General features: G+C 45.1%; 23 protein-coding genes. 18 read left to right on the top strand and 5 right to left on the bottom strand.

Annotated features, from left to right (window positions below):
- Positions 1 to 233: 233 nt before the first annotated feature.
- The 9 genes from ACR0QT_RS13195 to ACR0QT_RS13235 all read left to right on the top strand — a co-directional run bounded on the left by ACR0QT_RS13195 (position 234) and on the right by ACR0QT_RS13235 (position 8,567).
- On the top strand, positions 234 to 557 hold the full coding sequence (locus ACR0QT_RS13195; RefSeq protein WP_432631169.1) for a helix-turn-helix domain-containing protein: 324 nt from the start codon (positions 234 to 236) through the stop codon (positions 555 to 557).
- A gap of 570 nt (positions 558 to 1,127) precedes the next feature.
- A complete protein-coding gene (locus tag ACR0QT_RS13200) occupies positions 1,128 to 1,499 on the top strand; it encodes a type II toxin-antitoxin system PemK/MazF family toxin (RefSeq protein ID WP_432631170.1) in 372 nt (123 codons plus the stop codon).
- A gap of 112 nt (positions 1,500 to 1,611) precedes the next feature.
- A complete protein-coding gene (locus ACR0QT_RS13205; RefSeq protein ID WP_118629745.1) occupies positions 1,612 to 1,839 on the top strand; it encodes a DUF6870 family protein in 228 nt (75 codons plus the stop codon).
- A 156-nt stretch (positions 1,840 to 1,995) separates the two neighbouring features.
- Positions 1,996 to 3,681: a recombinase family protein gene (locus tag ACR0QT_RS13210; protein ID WP_432631171.1), complete on the top strand. Its 1,686-nt coding sequence runs from the start codon at positions 1,996 to 1,998 to the stop codon at positions 3,679 to 3,681.
- Positions 3,682 to 5,391, top strand: a complete 1,710-nt coding sequence (locus ACR0QT_RS13215) for a recombinase family protein (RefSeq protein ID WP_432631172.1) — start codon at positions 3,682 to 3,684, stop codon at positions 5,389 to 5,391.
- A gap of 1 nt (position 5,392) precedes the next feature.
- Positions 5,393 to 6,949 (top strand): recombinase family protein, encoded by a 1,557-nt coding sequence (locus ACR0QT_RS13220; protein ID WP_432631173.1) that lies wholly within the window; start codon positions 5,393 to 5,395, stop codon positions 6,947 to 6,949.
- Positions 6,950 to 7,110: 161 nt separating this feature from the next.
- On the top strand, positions 7,111 to 7,641 hold the full coding sequence (locus ACR0QT_RS13225) for a stage V sporulation T C-terminal domain-containing protein (RefSeq protein ID WP_432631174.1): 531 nt from the start codon (positions 7,111 to 7,113) through the stop codon (positions 7,639 to 7,641).
- 174 nt (positions 7,642 to 7,815) lie between these two features.
- Positions 7,816 to 8,175, top strand: coding sequence for a helix-turn-helix domain-containing protein (locus ACR0QT_RS13230; protein WP_432631175.1), 360 nt, complete (start codon positions 7,816 to 7,818; stop codon positions 8,173 to 8,175).
- A 14-nt stretch (positions 8,176 to 8,189) separates the two neighbouring features.
- Positions 8,190 to 8,567, top strand: a complete 378-nt coding sequence (locus ACR0QT_RS13235) for a zinc ribbon domain-containing protein (protein ID WP_432631176.1) — start codon at positions 8,190 to 8,192, stop codon at positions 8,565 to 8,567.
- 107 nt (positions 8,568 to 8,674) lie between these two features.
- Here ACR0QT_RS13235 and ACR0QT_RS13240 read toward each other — a convergent pair whose 3' ends face one another.
- Positions 8,675 to 8,911 (bottom strand): hypothetical protein, encoded by a 237-nt coding sequence (locus ACR0QT_RS13240; protein WP_177978202.1) that lies wholly within the window; start codon positions 8,909 to 8,911, stop codon positions 8,675 to 8,677.
- Positions 8,912 to 9,092: 181 nt separating this feature from the next.
- On the opposite strand from ACR0QT_RS13240, the gene ACR0QT_RS13245 reads away from it, so the two are divergent.
- Positions 9,093 to 9,626 (top strand): acyltransferase, encoded by a 534-nt coding sequence (locus tag ACR0QT_RS13245; RefSeq protein WP_432631177.1) that lies wholly within the window; start codon positions 9,093 to 9,095, stop codon positions 9,624 to 9,626.
- Positions 9,627 to 9,684: 58 nt separating this feature from the next.
- Positions 9,685 to 11,241, top strand: a complete 1,557-nt coding sequence (gene malQ, locus ACR0QT_RS13250; RefSeq protein WP_432631178.1) for a 4-alpha-glucanotransferase — start codon at positions 9,685 to 9,687, stop codon at positions 11,239 to 11,241.
- A gap of 182 nt (positions 11,242 to 11,423) precedes the next feature.
- Here the strand turns inward: malQ and ACR0QT_RS13255 are convergent, their stop codons facing one another.
- Positions 11,424 to 12,299 (bottom strand): hypothetical protein, encoded by an 876-nt coding sequence (locus ACR0QT_RS13255; RefSeq protein WP_432631179.1) that lies wholly within the window; start codon positions 12,297 to 12,299, stop codon positions 11,424 to 11,426.
- Between the two features lie 365 nt (positions 12,300 to 12,664).
- On the opposite strand from ACR0QT_RS13255, the gene ACR0QT_RS13260 reads away from it, so the two are divergent.
- From ACR0QT_RS13260 to ACR0QT_RS13270, 3 genes are all read left to right on the top strand, one after another.
- Positions 12,665 to 13,246, top strand: a complete 582-nt coding sequence (locus tag ACR0QT_RS13260; protein ID WP_432631180.1) for an HD domain-containing protein — start codon at positions 12,665 to 12,667, stop codon at positions 13,244 to 13,246.
- A 17-nt stretch (positions 13,247 to 13,263) separates the two neighbouring features.
- Positions 13,264 to 13,434: a chorismate--pyruvate lyase gene (locus ACR0QT_RS13265; protein WP_432631181.1), complete on the top strand. Its 171-nt coding sequence runs from the start codon at positions 13,264 to 13,266 to the stop codon at positions 13,432 to 13,434.
- Between the two features lie 154 nt (positions 13,435 to 13,588).
- Positions 13,589 to 16,339, top strand: a complete 2,751-nt coding sequence (locus ACR0QT_RS13270; RefSeq protein WP_432631182.1) for a cation-translocating P-type ATPase — start codon at positions 13,589 to 13,591, stop codon at positions 16,337 to 16,339.
- 84 nt (positions 16,340 to 16,423) lie between these two features.
- On the opposite strand, the gene ACR0QT_RS13275 is transcribed toward ACR0QT_RS13270, so the two are convergent.
- Positions 16,424 to 17,116 (bottom strand): response regulator transcription factor, encoded by a 693-nt coding sequence (locus tag ACR0QT_RS13275; protein WP_432631183.1) that lies wholly within the window; start codon positions 17,114 to 17,116, stop codon positions 16,424 to 16,426.
- Between the two features lie 358 nt (positions 17,117 to 17,474).
- On the opposite strand from ACR0QT_RS13275, the gene ACR0QT_RS13280 reads away from it, so the two are divergent.
- Genes ACR0QT_RS13280 through ACR0QT_RS13295 form a run of 4 tightly spaced genes read left to right on the top strand, consistent with a single transcriptional unit; the run spans position 17,475 to position 23,443 of the window.
- Positions 17,475 to 19,895: an ATP-binding protein gene (locus ACR0QT_RS13280; RefSeq protein WP_432631184.1), complete on the top strand. Its 2,421-nt coding sequence runs from the start codon at positions 17,475 to 17,477 to the stop codon at positions 19,893 to 19,895.
- Positions 19,896 to 19,899: 4 nt separating this feature from the next.
- On the top strand, positions 19,900 to 20,871 hold the full coding sequence (locus ACR0QT_RS13285) for a glycosyltransferase family 2 protein (protein WP_432631185.1): 972 nt from the start codon (positions 19,900 to 19,902) through the stop codon (positions 20,869 to 20,871).
- A 20-nt stretch (positions 20,872 to 20,891) separates the two neighbouring features.
- Positions 20,892 to 22,418 carry a lipopolysaccharide biosynthesis protein gene (locus ACR0QT_RS13290; RefSeq protein WP_432631186.1) on the top strand — a complete coding sequence of 509 codons (1,527 nt, stop codon included), beginning with the start codon at positions 20,892 to 20,894 and terminating at the stop codon, positions 22,416 to 22,418.
- 35 nt (positions 22,419 to 22,453) lie between these two features.
- Positions 22,454 to 23,443, top strand: coding sequence for a glycosyltransferase family 2 protein (locus ACR0QT_RS13295; RefSeq protein ID WP_432631187.1), 990 nt, complete (start codon positions 22,454 to 22,456; stop codon positions 23,441 to 23,443).
- Positions 23,444 to 23,660: 217 nt separating this feature from the next.
- On the opposite strand, the gene ACR0QT_RS13300 is transcribed toward ACR0QT_RS13295, so the two are convergent.
- Positions 23,661 to 24,203 (bottom strand): NADH peroxidase, encoded by a 543-nt coding sequence (locus tag ACR0QT_RS13300; RefSeq protein WP_177978211.1) that lies wholly within the window; start codon positions 24,201 to 24,203, stop codon positions 23,661 to 23,663.
- 286 nt (positions 24,204 to 24,489) lie between these two features.
- Positions 24,490 to 24,885, bottom strand: coding sequence for a Fur family transcriptional regulator (locus ACR0QT_RS13305; protein ID WP_432631188.1), 396 nt, complete (start codon positions 24,883 to 24,885; stop codon positions 24,490 to 24,492).
- Positions 24,886 to 25,239: the final 354 nt, after the last annotated feature.

The raw sequence follows: 25,239 nt of genomic DNA on the forward strand, positions 1-25,239 counted from the left end.
GATGAAAATACGACGGTTTCCCTACTGAAAGTCCGACTTGTCCAGTGTTAAAATGGCTATGCTGGGAGATAGCGGCATAAAATTGAATAGAGAGAGTTACGCCTCGTGCCTGTAATGGGTACGGGGCTTTTTTTATACCTGTCTATCTTCCTTCATATTAACACAAAGGCATGAACGAGAGCTTGGAGTAATTTACTCCGGCTCTTTTTTTATGCCGCTAAGGAGGAAACGGTATGTATTACGACCAGAAGGAAAGCGGAAAGAGAATTGCTAATTTGCGAAAGAAGGAAGGGCTGACACAAGAGCAACTCGCAGAAAAGTTGAGTATTAGTTACAGCCTGCTGGCAAAGGTAGAGAGCGGCTCCAGAGCAGCGTCGATTGATCTTCTTGTGGAGATGAAAGCTTTTTTTAATACGACGCTGGATTATTTGGCTTTAGGGATTGAGCCAATGACAGAACCATCCAAACACGAAGATATGGTTTATAAAAATCAAGCTGAACAAAAAATTGCAGAGTTAGAGCAGAAATTCAAAGAACTCAAAGAGATTATCCTCTGACTTGCACGAATTGTGTTAGTTGCAAAGCCCGACTTGCACTAATTGTCCATAAAAAGCCAAATCCAAAACCAGTACAATTTAGATACAGCCAAAGAAAACGGCTGATTGTTCCTTGAAAATTAAATAGTCATTCATCAGATACATTCCTGTTGTCGGTGCGAGAGCATCAGCTACATCAGCGATACGCAATGATCTGCTACTTAGGAGATAGAGTCACCTACGTTACTTTTGTATGTCCTTCCTGTAGCAAGAGCGAGAACTATCGGCTCGTAAATATCGGGTTGCTCCCGATACGGCAATGAAAGCAACAGGCACAATGATACTTCTGCCCAGCCACAGCCCCTTTTCTCTTTTCAGGGAACGGGGATCACGCAATGGGGGTAGCCCGGTGAGAACCACGGGGAGGTTAGATTCCTATGGAGTCGGTTAGCAGCTGACCGTCTGATGATTTCCCAGACAGTATTCTGTCTCCCAGGGGTGTCGAGGACAAATATGGGAACGACATAGTAAACATGAAGGGGCAGTCGCTGCCCCTCTTACATAAGACGATGAAAGGAGGGCTAACAGGTGATGAATATAAATTGGGAATACCGCCGTGGCGATATATATTTGGCTGACTTGTCTCCGTTCTGCGGTTCTGAACAAGGTGGTGTTCGCCCGGTTGTTGTTATTCAGAACAACACCGGCAATCGGCACGCCCCTACTCTGGTTGTGGCAACTGTCACAGCCAGAACCAGAAAAAAGACAAAACAGCCAACCCATTTTCTGATTAGAGATAACCCGGCTCTCAGCAAACCTTCTATGGTGTTGTTGGAGCAAATCAGAACCATTGATAAGCAGCGAATTGAAAGATATTTGGGTAGAGTTACCCGACAGGAAATGTTCGGTATCAATAGAGCGTTGCTTGTCAGTCTGGATTTGAATACATCCTCTCGTCAGTGAAAACTATGGGCAGACCTACCTTTGTTGGGCTGCCTATACTTTTGCCGATGAGGTTCCATGAATAGCTCAGGGAGATTTTGGCAAGAATGATAAACGAAGGTGGTGATTGCAGATGACAAGAAGTGAAGCGACAAAATCTACAGCAGCTGAACAGCTGGTGGATATTCGAGATGTGAAAATTGATCGCTCTTTGCCGAGTGAGGAAAGAATCAAATCCTTTATCGAGCAGATTAAAAATCCTTACCAGTTCAAAGTAGGCAACACGGTTGTGAGAGTGTCGTTTGCAAATACGCAGAATACGATTACTGACAACTTCATCAACATGATTGCTTCTATGTAACGGATAAATCCGTTGGCAGAAATTGGCGAGATACTAATGCGGTGACAAACTGGATTTTCGCAGTCCGCTATGGTAACATAGCCTTGGACAAAATCATGCGAAAACTCCGGTTTGTTTTTTCAGCTTCGGACGATTAACAAACAGGAGTGGCACACTATGCAAAAAAGTATTGATAAGATTTACTATGCCGCCATCTACCTGCGTTTATCGAAGGAAGATGGTGACCTTTCTTCTGGCGAGAAGAAAGAAAGCAACAGTATCGCTAACCAGCGAAAGCTGATTGAAGATTATTTGAGCAGAAACCCTGAGATCACTTTGGTTCAGGAGTTCTGCGATGATGGTTATACAGGTGCTAATTTTGACCGTCCTGACTTTCAGCGAATGATGGAACAGGTCAAAACAGGAAAAATCAACTGCATCATTGTCAAAGACCTTTCTCGTTTTGGTCGTGACTACATTGATTCCGGCAGATATATCGAGAAGATTTTTCCGTCCCTGGGCATCCGTTTTATTGCCATCAACGACAACTACGACTCTGCACAGTCTCAGCAGGTAGGCAACGAAATCATTCTTCCGTTCAAAAACCTGATTAACGACTCTTATAGCAGGGATATTTCCATCAAGATTCGTTCCAATTTGGAGACCAAGAGAAGAAATGGCGAATTTGTTGGAAGCCATGTAGTCTACGGCTACCGTAGATCTGACAATGATAAAAACAAACTGGTCATCGACCAGACTGTTGCTCCGGTCATCCAGAGCATTTTCAGCATGAAGATGGATGGCTTCAGTCCTGCACAGATTGCAGACAAGCTGAATAAAGACGGTGTTCCGTCTCCTTATGAATATAAGAGACAGAGTGGTTCCAAATACCAGTCTGGTTTCAAGAAACAGATTCAGACCGATTGGGGCGCAAAAGCGATTTATCGTATTTTGAAAAATGAGATGTACACCGGCACTCTGGTTCAGGGAAAGACAACGACTCCAAACCATAAAATCAAAAGCAGAACAACAAAAGATGAAGCGGATTGGATGAGAACGGAGAACGCACATGATGCGATTATCTCTCCTTCCGTTTTCGATATGGTTCAGAAGCTCATGCTTGAGGACACAAGAAGTCCTTCGGGCGATAATTCTGTGCATCTGTTTTCAGGTAAGGTGTTCTGTGCTGATTGCCAGAGTACCATGACCAGAAAGAAAACCAAGTCCGCAGGCAAGGAGTATGTGTACTTCGTTTGCAATGCCAATAAGGTAGATCGCAAGGTATGTGATGCACACACCGTAAAGGAACAGGTTGTTTACGATGCTGCTCTTGCGGTCATTCAGGCACAGGTTTCTCTTGCCTTAAACTTGGAAATTGCCCTTGGGAAATTGAACGGTATCTCTTGGGAGCGCCGTGAAATGGAGCGTATCGCTTCAAAAATTGCCAGACAGGAAGAAGTTATCGAACACAACAAGCAGATGAAAGCTCATGTGTACGAGGACTTCAAGACAGAAATGATTACTCGTGAGGAATACTTTATTTTTAAGGCTGAGTTCGACAAGAACATTCAGGAAGCCAAAGAAGCTATTGCCCGTCTGGTAGGTAATAAAAATCAAATCAGTTCCGGTCTCACGGAACAGCAGAGCTGGCTTGCACAGTTCAGAGAATACGAAAATATTCAGGAATTGAACCGCAGAGTCGTAGTCAATTTCATTGATAGAATTGAGATTACCGAGGATAAGCAGGTTCATGTTGTTCTGAATAACGCAGATCAGTTCCAGGCGATTATGGAGTTCCTGGAGGAAGAAAAAGCGAAAGCCGACGCAAAGAAGGTGATTTCGTTCATAAGGGAGGTGAGCTAAATGGCAAGACCGTCAAAGCGCCGTCAACAGGCATTAGCCAGTCAGACCGCTGCTGCGGAACAGTTTACTGTCGTTCACAAGACTGCTATCTACGCTCGTCTTTCTCGTGAAGATAATCTGAATAGCTCTGATTCTATCGAAAATCAGCTGGCATTGCTCAATGAGTATGTAAGCAATCGTCCGTATCTGCAACTGGCAGGAACATTTGTTGACAATGGCTACACGGGAACGGACTTTGACCGTCCTGAATGGCAGAAGCTGATGGAAGCAGTTCAGGCAAAAGAGATTGACTGCATCGTAGTAAAAGACCTTTCCCGACTTGGACGTAACTACATCGAGACCGGTGAGTTTCTTGAAAAAATCTGTCCGTTCTTCGGTATCCGTTTTATTGCTATCAATGATGGTTTTGATACAGATACTGTAGAAGCAAGTGGTCAGCTGTCTGTATCCCTTTCCAATATCATCAATGATTACTATGCCAAGGACATTTCTCGCAAGGTATCTTCTGCCCTGAGAAGCAAGATGGAAAACGGCGACTTTATTGGCGCATGGGAAAAGTACGGATACATTAAAGACCCAAACAATAAGAATCAGCTGATTATTAACCCTGAGACTGCACCTGTCGTAAAGCAGATTTTTCTGTGGCGTAGCGAAGGTATGAGCTATATGGGTATCAACAAGAAGCTCAATGACAGCGGTGTTCTCTCTCCGGGACAGTACAAAGCGAACCGTGGCATTGTTACGAACAACAATCAAAAAGACCGTGTTATCCTCTGGAACAAGCACATGATTACTGAGATTCTGAAGGATATTACTTATCTGGGTCATTTGGCTCAGAGAAAGGCTTCTCAATGCTTGTATGCCGGTATCTCCTTCCACCGTACAGAGGAACAGGACTGGATCATCGTTGAGAATACCCATGAACCTATTATTGAGCAGGAACTGTTCGATAAGGTCCAGGCTATCAACAGTGCTGCCGCAGAAAAGTCAAAAGCAAACAGTGGTAAATACGACCACTTACCGAAAGCTGTAAACATCTATGGGAAGAAATTCACCTGTGCTGACTGTGGCTCCGTAATGAAACTTGTCCGTTCTTTCAGCACAAAGAAAGACAAGGTGTACTTCACCTTTAAGTGTCCGACCTATGCTGAGCATGGCACAAGAGCTTGCAATGCAAAAAAGATGCGTAAAGCAGACTTGGATGAAGCTGTTCTTTCTACCATTCAGGCACAACTTGACCTGTTTGTAGATATGCAGGACAGTCTGCATCAGCTGCTGGCTATGAAGAAAGCTATGGCAAAGCAAAACGGGCAGAAAGATGAAATCAAATCTTTGCAAAAGAAGCTCGACCATAAAAAAGGTTTGTTTGGAGGTCTTTACCGAGATTTGCGTGAGGGACTTATCTCTGATGAGGACTACGCACAGACCCGTGAAGTTATTCTGGGTGAAATCGAACGCTTGGAAAAGCAGTTGGCAGAGCTTGAGGGAACCACGAACAGATTTGAAGAACAGCTTCGTGGTGAAAAGAAATGGGCTGAACTTGTAAAGAAATATCATCATGCCACCGAAGTTACTGCCGAAATGGTGGATGCAATGATTGTTTCTATGAAGATGAACAAAGATAGCTCCCTGAGTATTGAGTTCAACCACATGGATGAGTTCAAGGCTATCTTCGATACTATCGACATTCTCAGAAAGGAGGTTGCGTAATATGAAAAAGAGCATTGGCATCTATCTCCGTCTTTCTCTGGAAGATGTGGACAAGAGAACCAACAAGGCAAAGGATGAAAGTAACAGTATTGTTGCACAGCGTCAGCTGATCCAGCGACATATCGAACAAAACCCTTACCTTTCTAATCTGCCACAGATGGAGTTCTGCGACGACGGCTTTAGTGGCACGAACTTTGAGCGACCGGACTTTCAGAGAATGATTGACCTTATCCGTGCCGGTGAAATCCATATCGTGATTGTCAAAGACCTTTCCCGTTTTGGTCGTGACTATCTGGAAGTAGGTGATTACCTGGAACACATTTTTCCGTTCCTTGGTGTCAGAATGATTTCCATTAACGACCATTATGACAGTGAAAAGTATCTTGGCAATACCGCAGGTATGGACATTGCCTTTCGTAACCTGATTTACGATTATTACAGCAAAGACCTCTCCAAAAAGGTCAAGTCGGCTATGAGAACAAAACAGCGTAATGGTGGCTATATCACCTGCTGTACTTATGGCTACAAGGTTTCTCCGAAAAACAAGCATCAGATGATTATTGACCCCGAAACGGCACCGATTGTACGCAGGATTTTTACCGATGTTATCACAGGTAAATCCACCAGTCAGGTTGCCAGAGAGTTGAATGCCGAGGGCATCCCTACTCCGCAACAGTATAAAGGTGTTGCCAGAAGAAAAGATAGTCCTTCAAAAGCATTATGGACACATAACCGAATATTGGATATGTTGAAGAATATCAAGTACACCGGTTGCATGGTGAATCACACTCGTGAGAGCATGGTGATCCGTGCGAAGTCCCAGCGCAGAGTTCCAAAGGAAGGCTGGATTTATCATGAGAATGCCCACGAAGCCATTGTGACAACAGAGGAATTTGAAGCAGCACAGGCAGCTCTGCGTAAGGTAAAACCCCATATTAAGAAGAAAGCCGAGAACTTCTTTCCATTCTATTGCGCCCATTGCGGTCGTAAGCTCCAAAGAACTTTTGGCACAGATATTCACTTCTATTGTGTAACTCCGTATTGGGACACGAATGAAGAACTGTGCAAATCAGTTAGATGGGACAGGACGGATATTGAGGAAGTTGTTTTGGCTTCGTTAAAGGCTCAAATTGCCGTTATGACGGTCGAATCTGTCGGCAATACCCAGGATACCATTTCCGAAGGAACATTGCTTAGACAACGTTTGAAGGCTCTTACAAGCGAATTGGAAAGTGGGGATACCCAGAAGGTTCAAAGCTACTTGGACTATCGTGAGGGTCGCATAACAAAGGAGGATTTTATTGCTCTCCGTTCTGAGCGTGAAAAACGTATGGAAGAATTAAAAGTTCAGATTGCGGAAGCAGAAGCTGCGTATGAAGATTTTCTCGAAAAAGAAAATCAGACAAAGAAGGAACAGGCAATCATTGAGCGTACAAGTTCCATGAATGACGAAGCTCTGAAAGAACTGATGTATGATGCGGTTGAGCGTATCAATGTCACAGACAATCAGAACATCGAAATCGTCTGGAAATTCAATGATCTGTTTGCAACAGCATAACAAAGAGCCAGTTGAAAACGACTGGCTCACATCTTTGAATAAAATGTCGATTTTTGTCCTAAAATGACTCAATGAGTAGGACGGGTGTGAAGGCTCCGAAAGCTGAAGAATCCTTATATTTCAATGCTTTTCGGGGCTTCACAAAAATTTTTTGCACCTGATTGACACAATCAGATGATCTTGGACGCGTGGTGATTCCCAAGGAAATCCGGAGAACACTTCGTCTGAGGGAGGGAACCCCGTTGGAGATCTTTACGGACAGAGAGGGCGAAGTAATCTTAAAGAAGTATTCTCCAATGATGGAGTTGACAGCATTTGCAGGGCAGTATGCGGAGTCGATGGCGCAGTCGACGGGAATGACAGTCTGTATCGCAGATCGAGATCAGGTGATTGCAGTGGCGGGTGGCCCTAAGAAGGAACTTCTTCAAAAAACGATCAGTTCGCAGTTGGAGGAGGCAGTCAATGAGAGGGAGACATTTCTCGCAGGAGTTGGAGGGCGGGCAATGATTCCGGTGGCGGATGAGGATATTGAGGGGGTTACGGCACAGGCGATCGCGCCGATCATCTGTGAAGGAGATGCGATCGGAGCGGTGATCCTGATGAGTCGGGATGCCCGGGCAAAATTTGGGGATGCGGAGCTTCGTCTCGTCACGACGGCAGCAGGATTTTTGGGACGCCAGATGGAAGCATAGTGGTGTTTGATTGCTTTTTCTCCTTTTCTAAGCTATAATGAGCGCAAGAGAAAAACAGGAATTAATTGGATTTCAGATAGCCTGATACAGCTTTTATTTTTATGCAGAAGTGATACAGAATTTGTACAGAATGAAAAGATCATCACAGAATGTGGTGAAAAAGGAGAAAAGCAAATGACAATGGAAGAAAACAAAAAGAATCTTACTGAGGGAGACTGGGAGCTCTCAGAGGAGTACTATCAGCAGGATGGTCCGGAGAAGACTCTGAATCTGGAGGATTTTATCGAGGCAGAAGAACCGGATGGCAGTGAGAAAGAGACTTTCGGAAAGGATGATCAGCTTGGCGCAGAGCTTTCCCGCGTGGCAGAGCAGGTTCGTCAGACGATGGAGTTTACGGCACAGGGGATGTCTGCGGAGGAGATTGCAGAGCGTCTCGGAGTCGAGGCTTCCTATGTGCGCGACATTGCAGTCTGTGTGCAGGCATTTCCGGAGGATAATCCGATGGCAGTTGCACGTCTGCTTGTGCTCGGTTAAAGGGGGCTGTCCGGATGTTTTTTATCATGGGAATCAGCCAGGGAGAGAAGAAGCTGAATTTTGACCAGACGATTGTGTGCAGTCATTGCGGACAATATGGTCATTTGGAAGTTTATATGATCTATTCGTATCTGAGCCTGTTCTTTATTCCGATTTTCAAGTGGGGACGCCGGTACTTTGTGAAGACAACGTGTTGTGGGGCATCTGCGGAGATTGATGCAGAGCTTGGACGCCAGATTGAGCGTGGAGAGGTGACTTCTCTTCCGGAGAATATCATTCCGCACAGTCCGGATGAGTATGCACCGCACCGGATGCATCGTTGTCCTTCCTGCGGATTTGAGACAGAGGAAGATTATCAGTTCTGCCCGAAATGTGGTCAGAGATTGAATTAACATTGAAGGTAAAAGTTGAAAAGACAAAAGGGATGAGACAGAATCGTGTTCTGCCTCGTCCCTTTTCTGTTTTGCCATTCAATAACCGGGTAATGGGTAATTTAAATTCACCGGAACATATTTGTGATCTCGTGAAAGAGTGCGATGTCGCTCTGCTTGATCTTGATGTTGGAGACGAGCTCTTCGCCCTCCGGTGTTGTCACCTTGAATTCGATTACGGTTCCTTCCTTGATTCCACGTTTGCTGACTGCGGAGAGAAAGAGCGGGAAACGTGGATGATTGGATTTAAAACGTTCCCAGGCGGATTTTAACTGAAGAAGTTTTAATGGATTGATTGGACTCATTTGTATAAAAAGCTCCTTTTAAATTTAATAGCTTATATTTATTATATCCGGATTTAAGAGAATTCACAATCTTTTTGGTTCACTCAAAACTATAATATTGTTGCAATAAGAGTAGCAAATACGATATAATCAATCTAAAATGTTTACTCCTGAAAAATCATATGAGGAGGCTATAATTATAATGAAAATGAGTCGACTTTTACAATATGTTTATATAGAGTGGGTACGGTGTAGCTTGAATAAGCATGGAAATTACTGCAAATTTCAAACCAGAGCGTTACCACTTTCTTCACAAATTGAGTGTGATGAGGGGGCTCAGTATAAAATTGAAGGATTGATTTTGAAAAACAGGTGTAATTTGAGAGTCAGAAAAGGCAGTGTTTTAGAGATCGGTCGCAATGTCTCCTTTAATAATAATTGTACATTGACCTGCCGTGGTAAGATTTCTATTGGAGACGATACAAACATTGGACCTAATTGCGCAATATTTGATCATGATCACGATTATAGGTCAAGCGACAGAAAGGGCAATTTTAAAGTCGGATCAATCACGATTGGGAAAAATGTTTGGATTGGAGCTAATGTTACGATATTAAAAGATAGCGTGATAGGAGATAATTGCGTTGTTGGAGCTGGCAGTGTTGTAAAGGGTAGATACCGTGAGAATACGGTCATTGCAGGAAATCCAGCGGTGGAAAAGAAAGTAATCGAATAATAAATAATAAAAACTAGGTGATTGTTGAGCTTGCCTGGGGGAGAAAAGAGGAACGTGTATGGAAAAGAGAGGATGTGGCATGCTGCTTCCGGTAGCGAGCCTTCCGTCAAAGTATGGAATCGGAGCATTTTCGAAAGAAGCCTATGAGTTTGTCGATAAACTCGTGAAGGCGGGACAGCAGTACTGGCAGATCTTGCCGTTGGGTCCGACGGGCTATGGGGATTCACCGTATCAGGCGTTTGGAGCGTTCGCAGGAAATCCCTACTTTATTGACCTGGAGCAGTTGATTGAGGATGGTCTGCTGACTGAAGAGGAGTGCCAGACGGCAGACTTTGGAAATGATGACCGCGATATCGATTATGGAAAGATTTATGAAAATCGATTCCCGCTTCTGAAGAAGGCGTTTTTGCGCTGGGTGGAACAGCAGAAGAACGCAGGGATGGATGAGAAAGAGATCCGGAAATACTTAAAGAAACAGCTCCGTGCCGAGACGAGAGATTACTGTTTCTATATGGCACTGAAGAATCAGTTCGGAGGAAAGAGTTTCAGCGAGTGGGATAAGGATATCCGCACCCGCAAGGAAGATGCGCTCAAGCATTATAAAAAAGAGCTGAGGGAAGAGATTGCATTCTATGAGTTCCAGCAGATGCTCTTTGAAAAGCAGTGGAAAGCACTCAAGACTTATGCAAATGAGCACGGAATCCGCATTATTGGAGATATTCCGATCTATGTAGCGGCGGACAGTGCAGACAGCTGGGCACATCCGGAACTTTTCCAGTTCGATGAGGACTGTCGCCCGACCGCAGTTGCGGGATGCCCGCCGGATGCTTTTTCTGCAACCGGACAGCTCTGGGGTAATCCGCTCTATCGTTGGGATTATCACAAGAAGACGGGATATTCGTGGTGGATGGATCGCATGGAGTACAGCTTTGAACTCTATGATGTTGTTCGTGTCGATCATTTCCGTGGGTTTGATGCCTACTATTCAATTCCGGCAGGATCAAAGACGGCGGAGTTTGGTCACTGGGAGGACGGTCCGGGATACGATCTTTTCAAGAAGATGAAGGAGCGTTTTGGAACCCTTGATATCATTGCCGAGGATCTTGGATTTTTGACTCCATCTGTGTTTAAACTTGTAGAGAAAACGGGATTCCCTGGAATGAAGGTTCTGGAATTTGCCTTCGACGGAGGTCCGGGAAATCAGTACCTGCCACATCACTATGAGAAGAACTGTGTGGTGTATACAGGAACGCATGACAATATGACGCTTCAGGGATGGTACCACGAGTTGAGTCCAGAGACAAAGAAATTTGCAGTGAATTATCTTGGAAATGAGAGGACTCCTCAGGGAGAGATCCACTGGGACTACATTCGTCTTGCACTCTCAAGCACAGCGCGCCTTGCCGTGATTCCGGTTCAGGATTATCTCGGACTTGGAAATCGTGCGAGAATCAATGAGCCGTCTACACTCGGAAAGAACTGGCGTTGGAGAATGAAGTCGGAGGATCTGACGGACGAGATTCTTGAGCGGTGCAGACAGATGGCGGAGCAGTACAGCCGTGTGCCGGAGAATGAGCAGGAAGACGAGCCAGAAAAAGATTTAGAGAAAACGTGAGCATTAAATTAAAAAGAATATATAAAAAATAATGCCCAAAACAAAATAAGTAAAATAAAATGAGTAAAACAAAAGCTGTCCCATTCGGGTTCTCTGCCTTGTGTTGCCTGTGCAGAGACCCGGATGGACAGCTTTTTAATTTCTTGAAATCATCCCAACGATAAAGGATTTTAATCTTACTCTTACTGGAGATCGAGAACGAGACCGTCCTCAGATTCCTCCTCGCTCGAAGATTCCATAGTTGTTTTGTCTGTGTCTGTGATGGAAAGTTCACTGCTGGATGTTGAGGACTCTGTCTCCTCTGAATCGGAGATCACAGCGTCATTCTGATCGGTCTGTCCAGGAAGAATCGTTTCGGTCTCACCCTCGCCGATCTGGTGAAGCGGACCTTCTGAACATTCTAAGGACTCTGCCATTCCGTTTTTGTGAATCACATAACTGCGCTGAATTTCATTTCCTGCCTTGTCCAGAGCCGTGATCTGGATTCCGTTACTTCCAACCTTGTAGGAGATGATGCCGGAGGAACGATCAAAGACAAGGGGTTCAATCGACTGACCGTCAGCGTTTACTGCCTTGATTGAATCAAAGTTGACACCGGACTGGCTGTCGTTGACATTCAGAGTCAGAATGTCGTTGTCAAACTTTGGAGAGTCGAAGGTCGGCGGAACATCGTCGAGAACGTTGACATGGTCGAAAAACTGTCCGAACATTCCATTGATGTTTGTGATGTCAGCTTCCACAGAACCATTTTTGTTGACGGTAACGACATAGGAACGTTTGGATTCCTCCGTCATTTCAAGTGGAGTTCCATCGAGTGTTACCTCAAGAGATTTCACCGGGAACAGGGAGGTAACCCGAACCCGAACCTGAGTGGTCAGATAATCCTGTGTGTCTGCGACTTCAATCGTAAGTTTTGGTGCAGCTGTCACACAGTAAAAAAGAATTCCGTTAAAAATCAGAAACGGAAGAACATAAAAAAGCAGTACATGCCGAAACCCATCGGATCTTCTCCGGGTATGGCTGGACTGCCGACTGGATTGATTCTGATATGATCCCATAGAACACTCCTTATTTCCAGGCTGACGCCTTGATTTCTGCACATAAGCATAACAGAAAAACAGGGCTTTTACAAGAAAAGATTTTCTTACGATCGTCCTTTTCAGTCACAATCAGGTATGATATAATGAGCGCAAAAGAAAAGCAAGCGACTGCGAAGCAGGCATTTGCTTTTCTTGCGCCATTAACGAGCAAACCGCCTGCGTTAGCAGGCAGATGAGTGCGTGAGCACGAGTTTGCGAGTGTATGATATAATGAGTGTCGACTCGAATAATGCAATGAGCGCAAAAGAAAAAATTAAAATTATTATTCATAAAAGAAAACAGGGGCGTGTCAGGGCGGGCTGACCGGTGTGAAAGGAAGTACGATGATCGAGAGAGCGGCGGAATTTGCGACAAAGGCACATGAAGGTGTGATGAGAAAGGGAAGCAAAGTTCCTTATATCTATCATCCGATGGAGGTGGCGTTGATTGTGGCGCTTTTGACCACGGATGAGGAAGTGATCTCAGCGGCATATCTGCATGATGTGCTGGAAGACACGGAAGTGACTCCTGAAGAGCTGGAGGAGGCTTTTGGACCGAGGGTGAGGAGCCTGGTAGAGTCGGAGAGCGAGAATAAGGCGTTGACTTGGAAAGAGCGAAAGGGAGCGACGATTGAGCGCTTGAAGACGGCGTCGTTGGAGACAAAGATTCTTACGCTTGGGGATAAGCTAAGCAATATGCGTTCGACTGCGCGCGATTATATGGTGGAGGGCGAGAACCTCTGGCAACGCTTCCATGAGACGAGACCGGAGTGTCATCGCTGGTACCTTGAAGGGGTTTTGGAGGGCTTAAAAGAGCTTGAGAATACCTCCGCATATCAGGAACTCGTGCGCCTGTATCACTTTGTCTATGAGGGCAAGTGGGGCTTACTGACACCGGAGGAGAAAGCGTTTCGCACAGAAGAATAAAAGGAGGGCAACGAACGATGGAACCGCGTGAGTATGTAGTAGAGCAGATTGATGGAGATTATGCACATCTGAGAAGAACGGATGCGCAGGAGGAAGAACTCAAACTTGTGGCGCGCGCTCTGCTTCCGGATGGAATTATGGAGGGAAGCCGTCTCCACTATGAGATGCTGGAATACACTCTGGTATAGTCACCGAAAACGTTATTTTTCAGATTTTAAAAATTTAAATCTTAAACACTTAGAAAAGTCTGATGCGAGAGTCTAAAATGATTCCGCATGCAGGCTTTTTTTGCGTCATATGATGTAACAGTCTGAACCGAGAAGGAAAGGGATGGCGTGCAGGATGGGTGAATGGTATCGATGTTCGGGGAAGGAAGTGTGCAGACAATTTCATGTATCAGAGCGTGGACTGAGCAGGAAAGAGGCGGAGAAACGCCTTGCAGAGATCGGAGAGAACTGTCTGAGCGGGCAGAGGGAGAAGAAGGCATGGCAGGTGTTTGTCGAGCAGTTTGCGGATCTGCTCGTGTGGATTCTTCTCGGAGCGGGGATGATTTCTGCGCTGTCAGGTGATTTTGAGAGCACCGCAGTGATCGGTGCAGTGCTGATTCTGAATGCAGTCCTGGGAACGGTTCAGCACGAAAAGGCGAGGAAGTCCTTGGAGAGTTTGAGAGCAATGTCTGCACCGTCCGCCCATGTCCTGAGGGACGGAGTTGTCATCGAGATTCCATCCCGTGCTGTCGTGCCGGGGGATCTGTTGATTTTATTTGCGGGCGATCTGGTCTCAGCAGACGGTCGAATTTTGGAGTCGCATGGTCTTCGTGTGAATGAGAGTGCATTGACCGGCGAGGCGGAGAGTGCCTGCAAGCAGGAGCAGGTCATTTCGTCCGGTATTTCGGAAAATAGGGACGCAGATCACTCGGCAGGGGGCTCAATCGGGATCGGAGATCAGAACAATATGGTATTTTCGGGATCGCTTGTGACGGCAGGGCGGGGAATCGCAGTTGTGACGGCGACCGGAATGAAGACGGAGATCGGAAAGATTGCCGGAATGATGAATGAGACGCAGGAGAAGGAAACTCCGCTCGAACTTTCGATGGAACGCTTCGGGAGTCGTTTGGCGGGGGGAATTATGCTGATCTGTGCACTGATCTTTGGCTTGAGTCTGTATCGCAGGATGCCGGTTCTCGAGGCGCTGATGTTTGCAGTGGCGCTTGCCGTCGCCGCGATTCCGGAGGCGCTTGGCTCGATTGTCACGATTGTGCAGGCGATGGGGACACAGCAGATGGCAAAGGAACATGCGATCATCAAGGATTTGAAAGCGGTGGAGAGCCTTGGCTGTGTCTCTGTGATCTGTTCGGATAAGACGGGAACGCTGACGCGCAACCAGATGCATGTAGAAGAGATTTGGAGCGGTGGAAGATGTACGAAGATTGGAGAGGGAGGACAGGAAGCCAGGGAGAAGAAAAATCCAAATGAGAGGGCGCTTCTTTTTGCCTCCGTTTTAAATAACGATGGACACGGGGAAGTCGGAGATCCGATGGAGAGGGCACTTTTGGAGAATGCAAGGCAAGCGGGAATGGACGTGGAAAAATTGCAGGGGGAATACCCGCGCATGGATGAGATTCCGTTCGATTCGAGGCGAAAGCGGATGACGACTCTGCACCGCTGTCCGAGTGGAGCGGAACTTTTGATTGTAAAAGGGGCGTGGGAGGTGGTGATCGAATTCTGCACAGAGATTCAGACCTCGACAGGAATTCGGGCGATGGATGCCGGATGGAGAAGGCGGATTGCGCAGGAGACGGCAAGGTGGGCGAAAAATGGGTTTCGCGTTCTGGCATTTGCGTTTCGTGAGAGCAAGGTGATCGAAAGAGATGGATCAAGATATCGATCAAGATATCGATATATAAATAGATCCGATCGATCAGAGCGTGCATTTGGAAAGCAGAGCAAGCGCATGGAAACCGAAGAAAGGGAGGAATGGGAGCAAAATCTGATCTTTCTCGGGATGATTGCGTTTTTGGACCCTCCGCGCTCGGAATCCCAGATGGCGGTTGCGACTGCAAAGCGGGCAGGCATCCGGACAATCATGATTACGGGGGATCACAGGGGAACGGCGGAGGCGATCGCAGAGAAAGTCGGAATCAGAGATCATAACCGAAACGATCAAACCGTAACGGGAGCAGAACTTGACCGGATGACGCAGGAAGAACTGAGGGAGAAACTTGAGAGGATTTCCGTCTATGCGCGGGTGTCGCCGGAACATAAGATTCGGATTGTGAGGGCGTGGCAGGAGCGGGGAAAGGTTGTGGCGATGACGGGGGACGGGGTCAATGATGCGCCCGCACTTCGGATGGCAGATATCGGAATTGCGATGGGAAATGGCGGAACGCAGGTATCGCGGGATGCAGCGTCGATGATTCTGACGGATGATAATTTCGCGACGATTGTGAAGGCGGTGGCGAACGGGAGAAATGTCTACCGAAATATCCGTCATGCGATTGAATTTCTGCTGTCGGGAAACATGGCGGGGATTCTCTGTGTATTGTATACATCAATTTTTGCCCTGCCTGTCCCGTTTGAACCGGTTCACCTGCTCTTTATCAATCTGGTGACGGATTCGCTTCCGGCGATTGCGATTGGAATGGAGGCACAGGAGGAGGGACTTCTCGATCTCCCACCTCGAAATCCAAGGGAGAGCATTGTCACGCGAAAACTTGCACTTGAGATTCTGTTTCAGGGAGGACTCATCGCGTGCAGTACGATGATGGCATATGCGGTCGGGCTTCACGATGATGCGACAACCGCAAGTACAATGGCGTTTGCTTCCCTGACTCTTGCCCGGCTCTTTCACGGGTTTAACTGTCGAAGCCGTCATTCGCTGTGCCGGATCGGAATATTCAGCAACTTGTGGACGGTGCTTGCGCTGGTTGCCGGAACCGCACTTCTCGGAGCCGTATTGTTTCTGCCGAGCTTACAGCCTCTGTTTGAGACTGCAGATTTGAGCGCAAGACAGACGATGGCTCTGTTTCTGTTTGCCCTCCTGCCGACGATTGTGATTCAGGGCGGAAAGATTCTGCGTGAAGCTCTCGAATAAAAAGGCGATTCGTTCTCCTACCGGCTTTGATACCTTGCATCTTGCATGTGGTTTGTTATGGAACGTGCACATGCGTTGTGGAATTTACGGAACAAAACGGTAACCGAGTCCGCGCACGGTCACGATGTGGCGGGGTTTCTGTTTGTCGTCCTCGATCTTACTGCGCAGACGGTTGATATAGACCATGATCGCATTGTCATCCACAATGACAGAGTTCCCCCAGACCTGCTCGTAAATCATTTCCTTTGTGAAGACCTGATTGGGGTGGCGCAGAAAGAGCAAAAGGATTGCACTTTCCCGCGCAGAGAGAATCAATTCCTCTCCGTTTCGATAGAAACGCATCGTGGAAGAGTGGTAGGAAAATGGACCACATTCAAGCACATCGGAGTGGTTTAAAATGAGGTCTTTGTTGCGCCGGATCAGGGCTTTGACTTTTGCACCGAGCACGAGAGGGCGAAATGGTTTGGTGATATAGTCATCGGCACCGATCGAGAGTCCGTAGAGAGAGTCGTAGTCCTCACTGCGCCCGCTGACAATGATAACAGGAGTCTTGATTCCCTGACTGCGCATCTGTTTGATGACCTCAAATCCCTCCATATCTCCGAGCATGACATCGAGAAGAACCAGTGCGTAACTACCGCTGTTTCTTGCGAGCAGGGCGAGGGCGGAGGCACCACAGTCGGCAACGTCGGTGTCGAGATCGTTGCTGTGCATGACTTTTTCAAGCAGTTTGCAGATTGCCGGATCATCGTCGACAATCAGTACTTTATCGTTCATAGAAATCCCTTCTTTTTGTTTCCGATTTTCCGATCGTTTCCGTTCACGCGTTGTGCAGACCATAATGGAAGAGTTGCTTCCTGTACACGAAATTCGTTGCAGTTTGTGAAGCGCATGAACGGTAACGAGTTTGATTGAGAACGTTTGGACATTTTGTAAGAAATATTATAATATTAACAAAGAAGTGAGTCAATATGAGATGGGGCAAACGATCCGGGGCAAAAAATTTTGTGTTACCGTTTCTGCATTGCGCAAATGATAACGGATTTTGCCAATCAACAGGTGAAGCAGTGGAGGAGCATGCGAGAAAATAGGAAGACAAAAAAATAGAAAAAGCGAGGAAAGACGAAAAGAAAAAATGAGAGAAAAAAAGCAGAGCGAGAAAAATCAACGAGACGCACAGATCAGGAATCAGGAGGGACAGAATCAGGAGAAAACCTCTCAAAAGAACCGTATCCAAAAAATTACGGCGCTCCTGTTTGGCGTGGCAGTTTTGCTGGTGATCCTGATCGGAAAACAGAGCTGGAATGAGTACCGGGATTCGATCATTGATAATCAGAAAAAGCAACTGCTTCTGACGGTTCAGGGACTTAGAGACAGCATGGAAGAATTCATGGCTTCTTATGTAGATGATCTTGAAGGATTATGCATCCTGTCAGAGAAAAACTGGGATCAGGAGGAGAACCTGAAAGAAAGATCCGAAGAAAGCCCAAAAGAAAACCAAAAAGAGGACCCGCAAGAAGATCAACAGGAAAATCAGCAAGAAGATCAGCAAGAGAATTTGCAAGAGAACCAGAATGGGGCTCAAAACAAAGACTTTGCGGACTGGAGTTGTTTACAGGAATATGTGGACACCCATGAGAGGCGTGTCGTCGATGTGGTTGCAGAGGATCTTGACGGAAATGTGATCGAGAGTGTTCACGGGTCGGAGATCGAGACGATTTACTCGAAGAGTCAGATCGATGAGTATCAGACGCTGATTCAGGCGAAGCTCACAAATGGCAATATGGAACTGATTCTTCAGAGAGAGATCCCGGAAAAGGGCAAACTGTCACTGATTCTAAACACAGAGCGGTATTTTGAGACGATGATGGAGGGACTTCGCGTCGGCAAAAATGGATATGTGCTTCTGAAGGATTCCAAGGGAGTCATTTTGCTCCACCCGGAGCGGGAACAGTGGGGAATCGATGCGATTCAGGACAGAGAAAAACTCTATCCCGGACTTGATTTGAGCAGTCTTCAGGAGCTTATAAACAAGCAGAACCGGGGAGAAGAGGGAGTTGACGACTACTATTCCTACTGGTGGATGGAACCGAATCAGCCTCGCGTGCGAAAAATCTGTGCGTATTCGCCGATGTATATCGGGGAAGATTTTCTCGTGCTGAGTGCAGTGATGGACTACGATGAGGTCTATATTCCGGTCGCAGTCGGAGTTGTGCGTCTGATCACGATTTTCGTCATTTTCTTTGGAATTCTGATTGTGATGGGAATTGTGCTCGGTGGAATGTTCATGCAGAGCAAGAAGGATTCGGAGCGGATTGCCTATCTGACGGAGCTCAATGGAATTCTCGAAAAAATGCATCAGAGCGAGGAGAGAATCGCACACCAGCAACGTCTTCAGATCATGGGAACGATGACCGGAGGAATTGCGCATGAATTCAACAACTTGCTGACTCCGATCATGGGATATGCGGATCTCTTGATGATGGATCTGCCGGAGGATTCGGAGAGTTTCAGCAATGCGTATGAGATTTATGAGGCATCGGTTAAGGCGAAGGAGATCATTCAGCAGATTTCTTCTCTGAGCCGTAAAAATATGGAGACGGTCTACAAGAATGCGAGCGCCGACCATGTTTTGCGCCGGGCACTCAAGATGGTGACTTCGGTCTGTCCGGACAATGTCACGATCGAGACAAATCTGGATGTCGGAGAGGTCTGCATTCTCTGCAACGAGACGCAGATGAATCAGGTGATTTTAAATATCTGCGTCAATGCGATTCAGGCGATCGGGCATCGGGAGGATGGAAAACTCAGTGTCACGGCGCGGGTTGCGGATCGGGAAGCGTTGACGGAGATTGTGAAGGATGAGATTCCGGAGACCTGGGAGCGGTATGTGAAAGTGGATATTTCCGACAATGGATGTGGAATGAGCGATGAGGTGATTCGCCAGATCTTTGATCCATTCTTTACGACGAAGAAAGGCGGAAAGGGAACGGGACTGGGACTTGCACTCGTGGAGCAGATCATCGGCTCTCATAAAGGTTATATTCAGGCGGAGAGTGTGCCGGAGCAGGGAAGTACGTTTCATATCTGGCTTCCGATCAATGAGCAGAAAGAAGAGCTCGCCATGCCTACACAGAAAAACGGAGATGGACAGGCAAAGGCAGGAAGTGCTCAGATTCGGATTCTCGTGATTGATGACAATGCGAAAGTTCTCCAGATTTTGAAGCGAGATGCCGATCGCCAGAATGCTGACCTGACCGGAAGCATGACATTTATGCAGGCGAGACAAAAACTTGAGGAGCAGACATTTGATCTTCTTGTCGTCGATCAGGAAGTTGAGGGGCAGAGCGCACTCGATTTCTGTATGGCGATTCAGGGACAGGAGCCGGATCTGATCAAGATTGTGATGGCAGATCATGTGACGAAGGAGTTGATTGAGGCGAGAGAGCGCGGAATCATTCAGGCGTATTTGGATAAGCCGGTTTCTGTGATGGAGATTTTGAATACTTCGATTCGGATTCGCTCAGAGGCGGAAAAGGGAAAAGGTAGAATCTAACGAGATGACAAAACATATTCCAAAGATAAGTATCATTGTACCAGTTTACAAAGTGGAAAAATATCTTCAGAAGTGTATCGATTCAATTTTGGCACAGACATTTCAGGACTTTGAAGTGATTCTGGTTGACGACGGATCGCCGGATAATTGCTCGGCGATGTGTGATGCGATGGCAGAACAGGATGAGCGTATTGTGGTAATCCATCAGAAAAATGCTGGATTGTCAGCCGCACGAAACGTTGGACTAGATATGGCATGCGGGCAGTATATCGGATTTGTAGATAGCGACGATTTTATTGAACCAGAAATGTATGAGAAAATGTATATGGCTATACAAGAATATTGTGCCAATCTTGCAATATGTAACTTTATTTTTGTGGATGAAAAAGATCGACCTCTAGAAGCTGTAAAAAATAAAACACAGGTGACAGTACTTTCGCGAGAGAAAGCAATAAGCCGGATTACCGAAACACGCTATCATGTGGCGTGGAATAAGCTTTACCATCGGGATATTTTTGCAACTTTACGTTATCCAGAAGGTAGACTTAATGAAGATAGCTTTATTGCGCCGGATATATTGGAAAGTGTAGAGAAAGCAGTGTATCTGCCCCAGCAATTTTATTGTTATCGTCAGCGTTCTGGAAGTATTATGAATCAGAAAAAAACCTTAAAAAATTATGATGCGGTGGAAGCGGCTTATGGTTGTTGGAAATGTTTGCTTCGAAATGGACAGAAAGAAAGGCTTGAAAATGGCGTGAAATTTATTATTGAAAGTTTAAGCGTGGTTTATTGTGGGTTATCAAAAGAAGAACGCCGATCGGAAAAGAGCAAAAAAATGAAATGGCTACTTGAAAAAGCAAGACAAAAAACTGTGCAGGAAACGGGTTTTTCATTGAACCTGTTTGCACAATGTTTTTTCTTTCGATGGTTTCCTAAAGAATATCAGTTTTTTAAATCGTGGAAGTATAAGCGTTAAAGGCAGGAAAGAAAACTATCATGCGTACAAAATATACCATAATTAATGTAATTGTAAATATTGGAGGACAGTTGCTGACGGCAGTATTGACTTTTATTAGTCGGATGATTTTTATCCGATATCTTTCAGTGTCATATTTAGGTGTCAATGGGCTGTTTACGGATGTGCTGGGGATTTTAAACTTTACAGAACTTGGAATCGGTACGGCAATGATCTTTAGTTTATATGAACCAGCAGCACGAAATGATGAGAAAAAACTTGGTCGATTGATGAATCTTTACAAATGGATGTATCGCGTGGTTGCAGTGGCGGTTCTGAGCTTTGGTCTAATCCTGCTGCCATTTCTTCCGATTCTGATAGATGGCAGTAAAGAAATTAAAAATATTCAACTGATTTATTTGTTGTATGTTACTAATTCAGCCAGTTCATATTTGTTAAACTATAAAAATTCCATTTATCAGGCGTATCAGAAAAGTTATGTTCGTGCCACTTATGGAATGATTTGTGAAATTGTGCGTGTTCTGATACAAATTCTCGTGTTGGTTCTGACTGGGAGTTTTATTCTTTATCTGGTCGTACAATTTATTGTACAGTTTATTCCAAATATCTTGATCTCGCGGAGAGCTGATAAAGAGTTTCCGTATCTCAAGACTTGTAAGGAATTACCTGAAGAAAGCGAACGAAAAGATATTCTGAAAAATATCGGCGCAATGAGCATTCATAAGTTAGCGACGGTCATTGTTAATAATACGGACAGTCTGCTAATGTCATCTTATATTGGTTTAGCAACAGTAGGTATGTATTCCAATTATAGGCTTGTATTGATCAATATTCAACGTCTTATCGAAAAGGTGGGTACAGCGTTTACCGGAAGTGTTGGAAATTTGAGTGCATTGGAAGAACCAGAACGAATTTATAAAATCTATCGGGAGATGGATTTTATATTCTTTGTGATTACGGCATATTGTGCAGGTGGAATGTATATGTTAATCAATCCATTCATTGCGATCTTTTTTGGAAAACAGTATTGCTTTACAATGATGACGGTAACCATCATCATTGTGAGTTTTTTTATCACTGGACTTCGTAGAGTAAATTTAATGTTTCGAGAAGCAATGGGATTGTTTTGGAACGATCGGTATAAGGCAATCGCAGAGTCGGTTATAAACCTAGTTGTTTCGTTGATTTTGGTGCAGAAATATGGCGTGGCAGGTATCATTGGAGGGACAGTTATTAGCACATTGAGTACTTGTACATGGATGGAACCTTATATCTTGATGAAATATGGTATTCAGGATAATTGGAAGCCAAAGCTTAAAAGGTATTTTGTGAATTATGTGGAACGGTGTGTACTGACGGTGGTAATTTCTGGTATCGCAACGTATTGGGTATATCGTTTTCCGGTAGATAATGTTGCATTCTTTATTTTAGATGGAGGGCTTTATACAATTCTGTTTGTAGTGGTGATAGTGATTGTGTATCGGAAAAATTCAGAGTACCAGTCCTTGAAAAATCGCATTCTTTCTATAATTCACAAGAAAAAATAAAAAGCATGCTGACGTTTCAATGTGTTGGAGGAAAAATGAAAAATAAACCGCTAATTTCAGTGATTATTCCAGTTTATAATGTAGAACAATATTTGCAACAGTGCTTGGACAGTTTGTTGAGGCAGACCTATCAGAATTTTGAATTGATCTTGGTAGATGATGGTTCGTTAGATAATAGCTGGGAGATTATGCAGGACTATGATAAGAAAGACACAAGAGTGCGGTTATTCCGGAAAGAAAATGGTGGGGTTTCGTCAGCGCGTAATTTTGGTCTGGAAATTGCGAAGGGAGATTATATTGCATTTGTGGATTCAGATGATTTTGTGGCAGAACAATATCTGGAGGGGTTGTACTGGGCATTGGATAAAGAAAATGCAAAATTGGCTGTATGTAAATTTGCACAGGTGGATGAAACAGCTGAGCCTACATTTGAGTTGTTTTGGGAATTACCTAAAATTAGGAGAGAGATTGTTACAAAGCAAGATTATGTTTACGGTGGTGCAACAACGTGCAGTCAGTGTTGGAGAGCACTTTACCATAGAGATTTGTTGAAGGACATTCGTTTTGATTCGGAAATTTATATTGGAGAAGATACAATATTCTTTTTACAGGCATTTTTGAAAGCGGAAAAATTTGCATACATTAATGAAAAGTTATATTTTTATCGCAAGTGTGAGGACTCTTCTTATCGACATGATTTCACAATGAAGCAGTATACCGAAGTTTTGGCGTGGGAGAAAATTGTAAAAATGGTTGAAAAAGAACCTGAAGCGTTGCGAAACTCTGCCGAGGGATTGCTTTTAATTGCATATGCCCGAATTTATTATCGGATGCACAATGCACATTGCGAATCAGAATTACAGAAGGAATTGATCCGGAAGGCACGAAAACACCGAAGTGCAAAAAAATATCTTTCAGGGCGTAATATTTGGGATAAAGGGCGGGTATTTACCATGTTGTATTGTCCGTTTTTGGGTGGATTGGTCTGGAGAGTAGCACGGAAGATTCAACAAAACCGAAAATAATTGATGGATAAAAACTAAAAAGAGTCTACTTTTTGTTGATTACTGAACTACTGCATAACCACTTCAAACTACTGCAAAAAAGGGTTGCCACTCAGCAAAAATATTTGCTAATGTGACACCCCTTTTTTATTACTTATCCTCATTGAAACGACTCCGCAAAAATCGTTTCAATGGGAAAGTGAAATCAGGAATAATTCGAAATAATCCGAAATCGGAATTAGCCGAAGTATCTCTTTAACAGACCCTCGAATGCCTTTCCGTGTCTAGCCTCGTCACGAGCCATCTCATGAACGGTGTCATGGATTGCATCCAGATTAGCAGCCTTAGCGCGCTTAGCCAGATCTACCTTACCCTCGGTTGCGCCGTTCTCAGCGTCAACACGCATCTGGAGGTTCTTCTTGGTGCTGTCGGTAACAACCTCGCCTAACAGCTCTGCAAACTTAGCAGCGTGCTCAGCCTCCTCGTATGCAGCCTTCTCATAGTACAGACCGATCTCCGGATAGCCCTCTCTGTGAGCAACTCTTGCCATTGCCAGATACATACCAACCTCAGAGCACTCGCCCTCGAAGTTTGCTCTCAGATCTTTCAGGATGTCTTCGCTCACACCCTGAGCAACGCCAACTACATGCTCAGCAGCCCAGGTCTTCTCACCGCTCTGCTCTTTGAACTTGGAAGCAGGAGCTTTACATACCGGGCAGAACTCCGGTGCATTCTCGCCTTCGTATACATAACCACATACCGTACAAACCCATTTCTTCATAACCCAATTCTCCTTTTCTATAAAAATAATTTTATTGATTCGTTTCAACTAACTCTTGTGACTTTGTGACTCTTACTATCATGAATAAATTAAATTTTTGTGGCAATCATTCTGTTGCTCCGCAAAAGGTTTGGAATCCTGAACTGTGAAAGATGCTGATTTCGTCAATGAATTGGAAATTCAGATCTTTAAGTTCTCAAATCAAAAACAGTAATGATTACTGATATTAAGATACCATATCTTATTGAGAATGTCAAGCCTATTTGAGAAAAAACTCAAATAATTTTTAGTGCATGTTCTGTTTCAGGCAGGCTCCGCAGGTTCCGTAAAAATATACGGTGTGGCTGTCAATTTTCCCGTCCGTAACGGCATTTGCCATGTCATCTAAGTTGGAGAGCGGGGACATCGCAAGGTCCTGGACAGCTCCGCAGGAGTGGCAGACAAAATGGTAGTGAGGAGAGGTGTCAGCATCAAAATGATCCTTTCCATCTCCACAGGTGAGCTTCTGGATCTCACCAAGTTCCACTAAGAGATTCAAGTTGCGGTAAACGGTTCCGAGACTGATATTCGGGAATTCCTCACGGATGCTGGAATAAACGGCATCTGCTGTGGGGTGATCCTTTCTTCCCATCAAACAGGCTTTGATGGATTCGCGCTGACGGCTGTATTTCAGTACTTTCATAAAAAACTCCCTTTCTTTTATGAGGTTTGAATGTCGCCCAGAGGAAAGCCTTCCCTCTGAGCTGAATCATATTTAGTTGTCAAGTTTCGTTGATTTGTTGCAGTTGTTGCATAAAGATAAAAATAATAACGATTCCTATATTCAATATAATCATAAAAGAAAGAGAAAAGAAAGTCAAGAATAGGATATAATTCTGTTTAAAAATCACTGCGCATCTCCGTTCCACTGCGGTCGGTGCATAACAAGCGCCACTGGCGCTTTGCACCCTCGCGGAGCGTATAACTCAGAAGGGGATTGTCTCCCCTCCTGAGAAAGTTTGTGATACCCCCACCTATAGAGGAGGGGGACATCCAC

The sequence above is a fragment of the Brotaphodocola sp. genome (assembly GCF_050873365.1).
Lineage (GTDB): Bacteria > Bacillota > Clostridia > Lachnospirales > Lachnospiraceae > Brotaphodocola.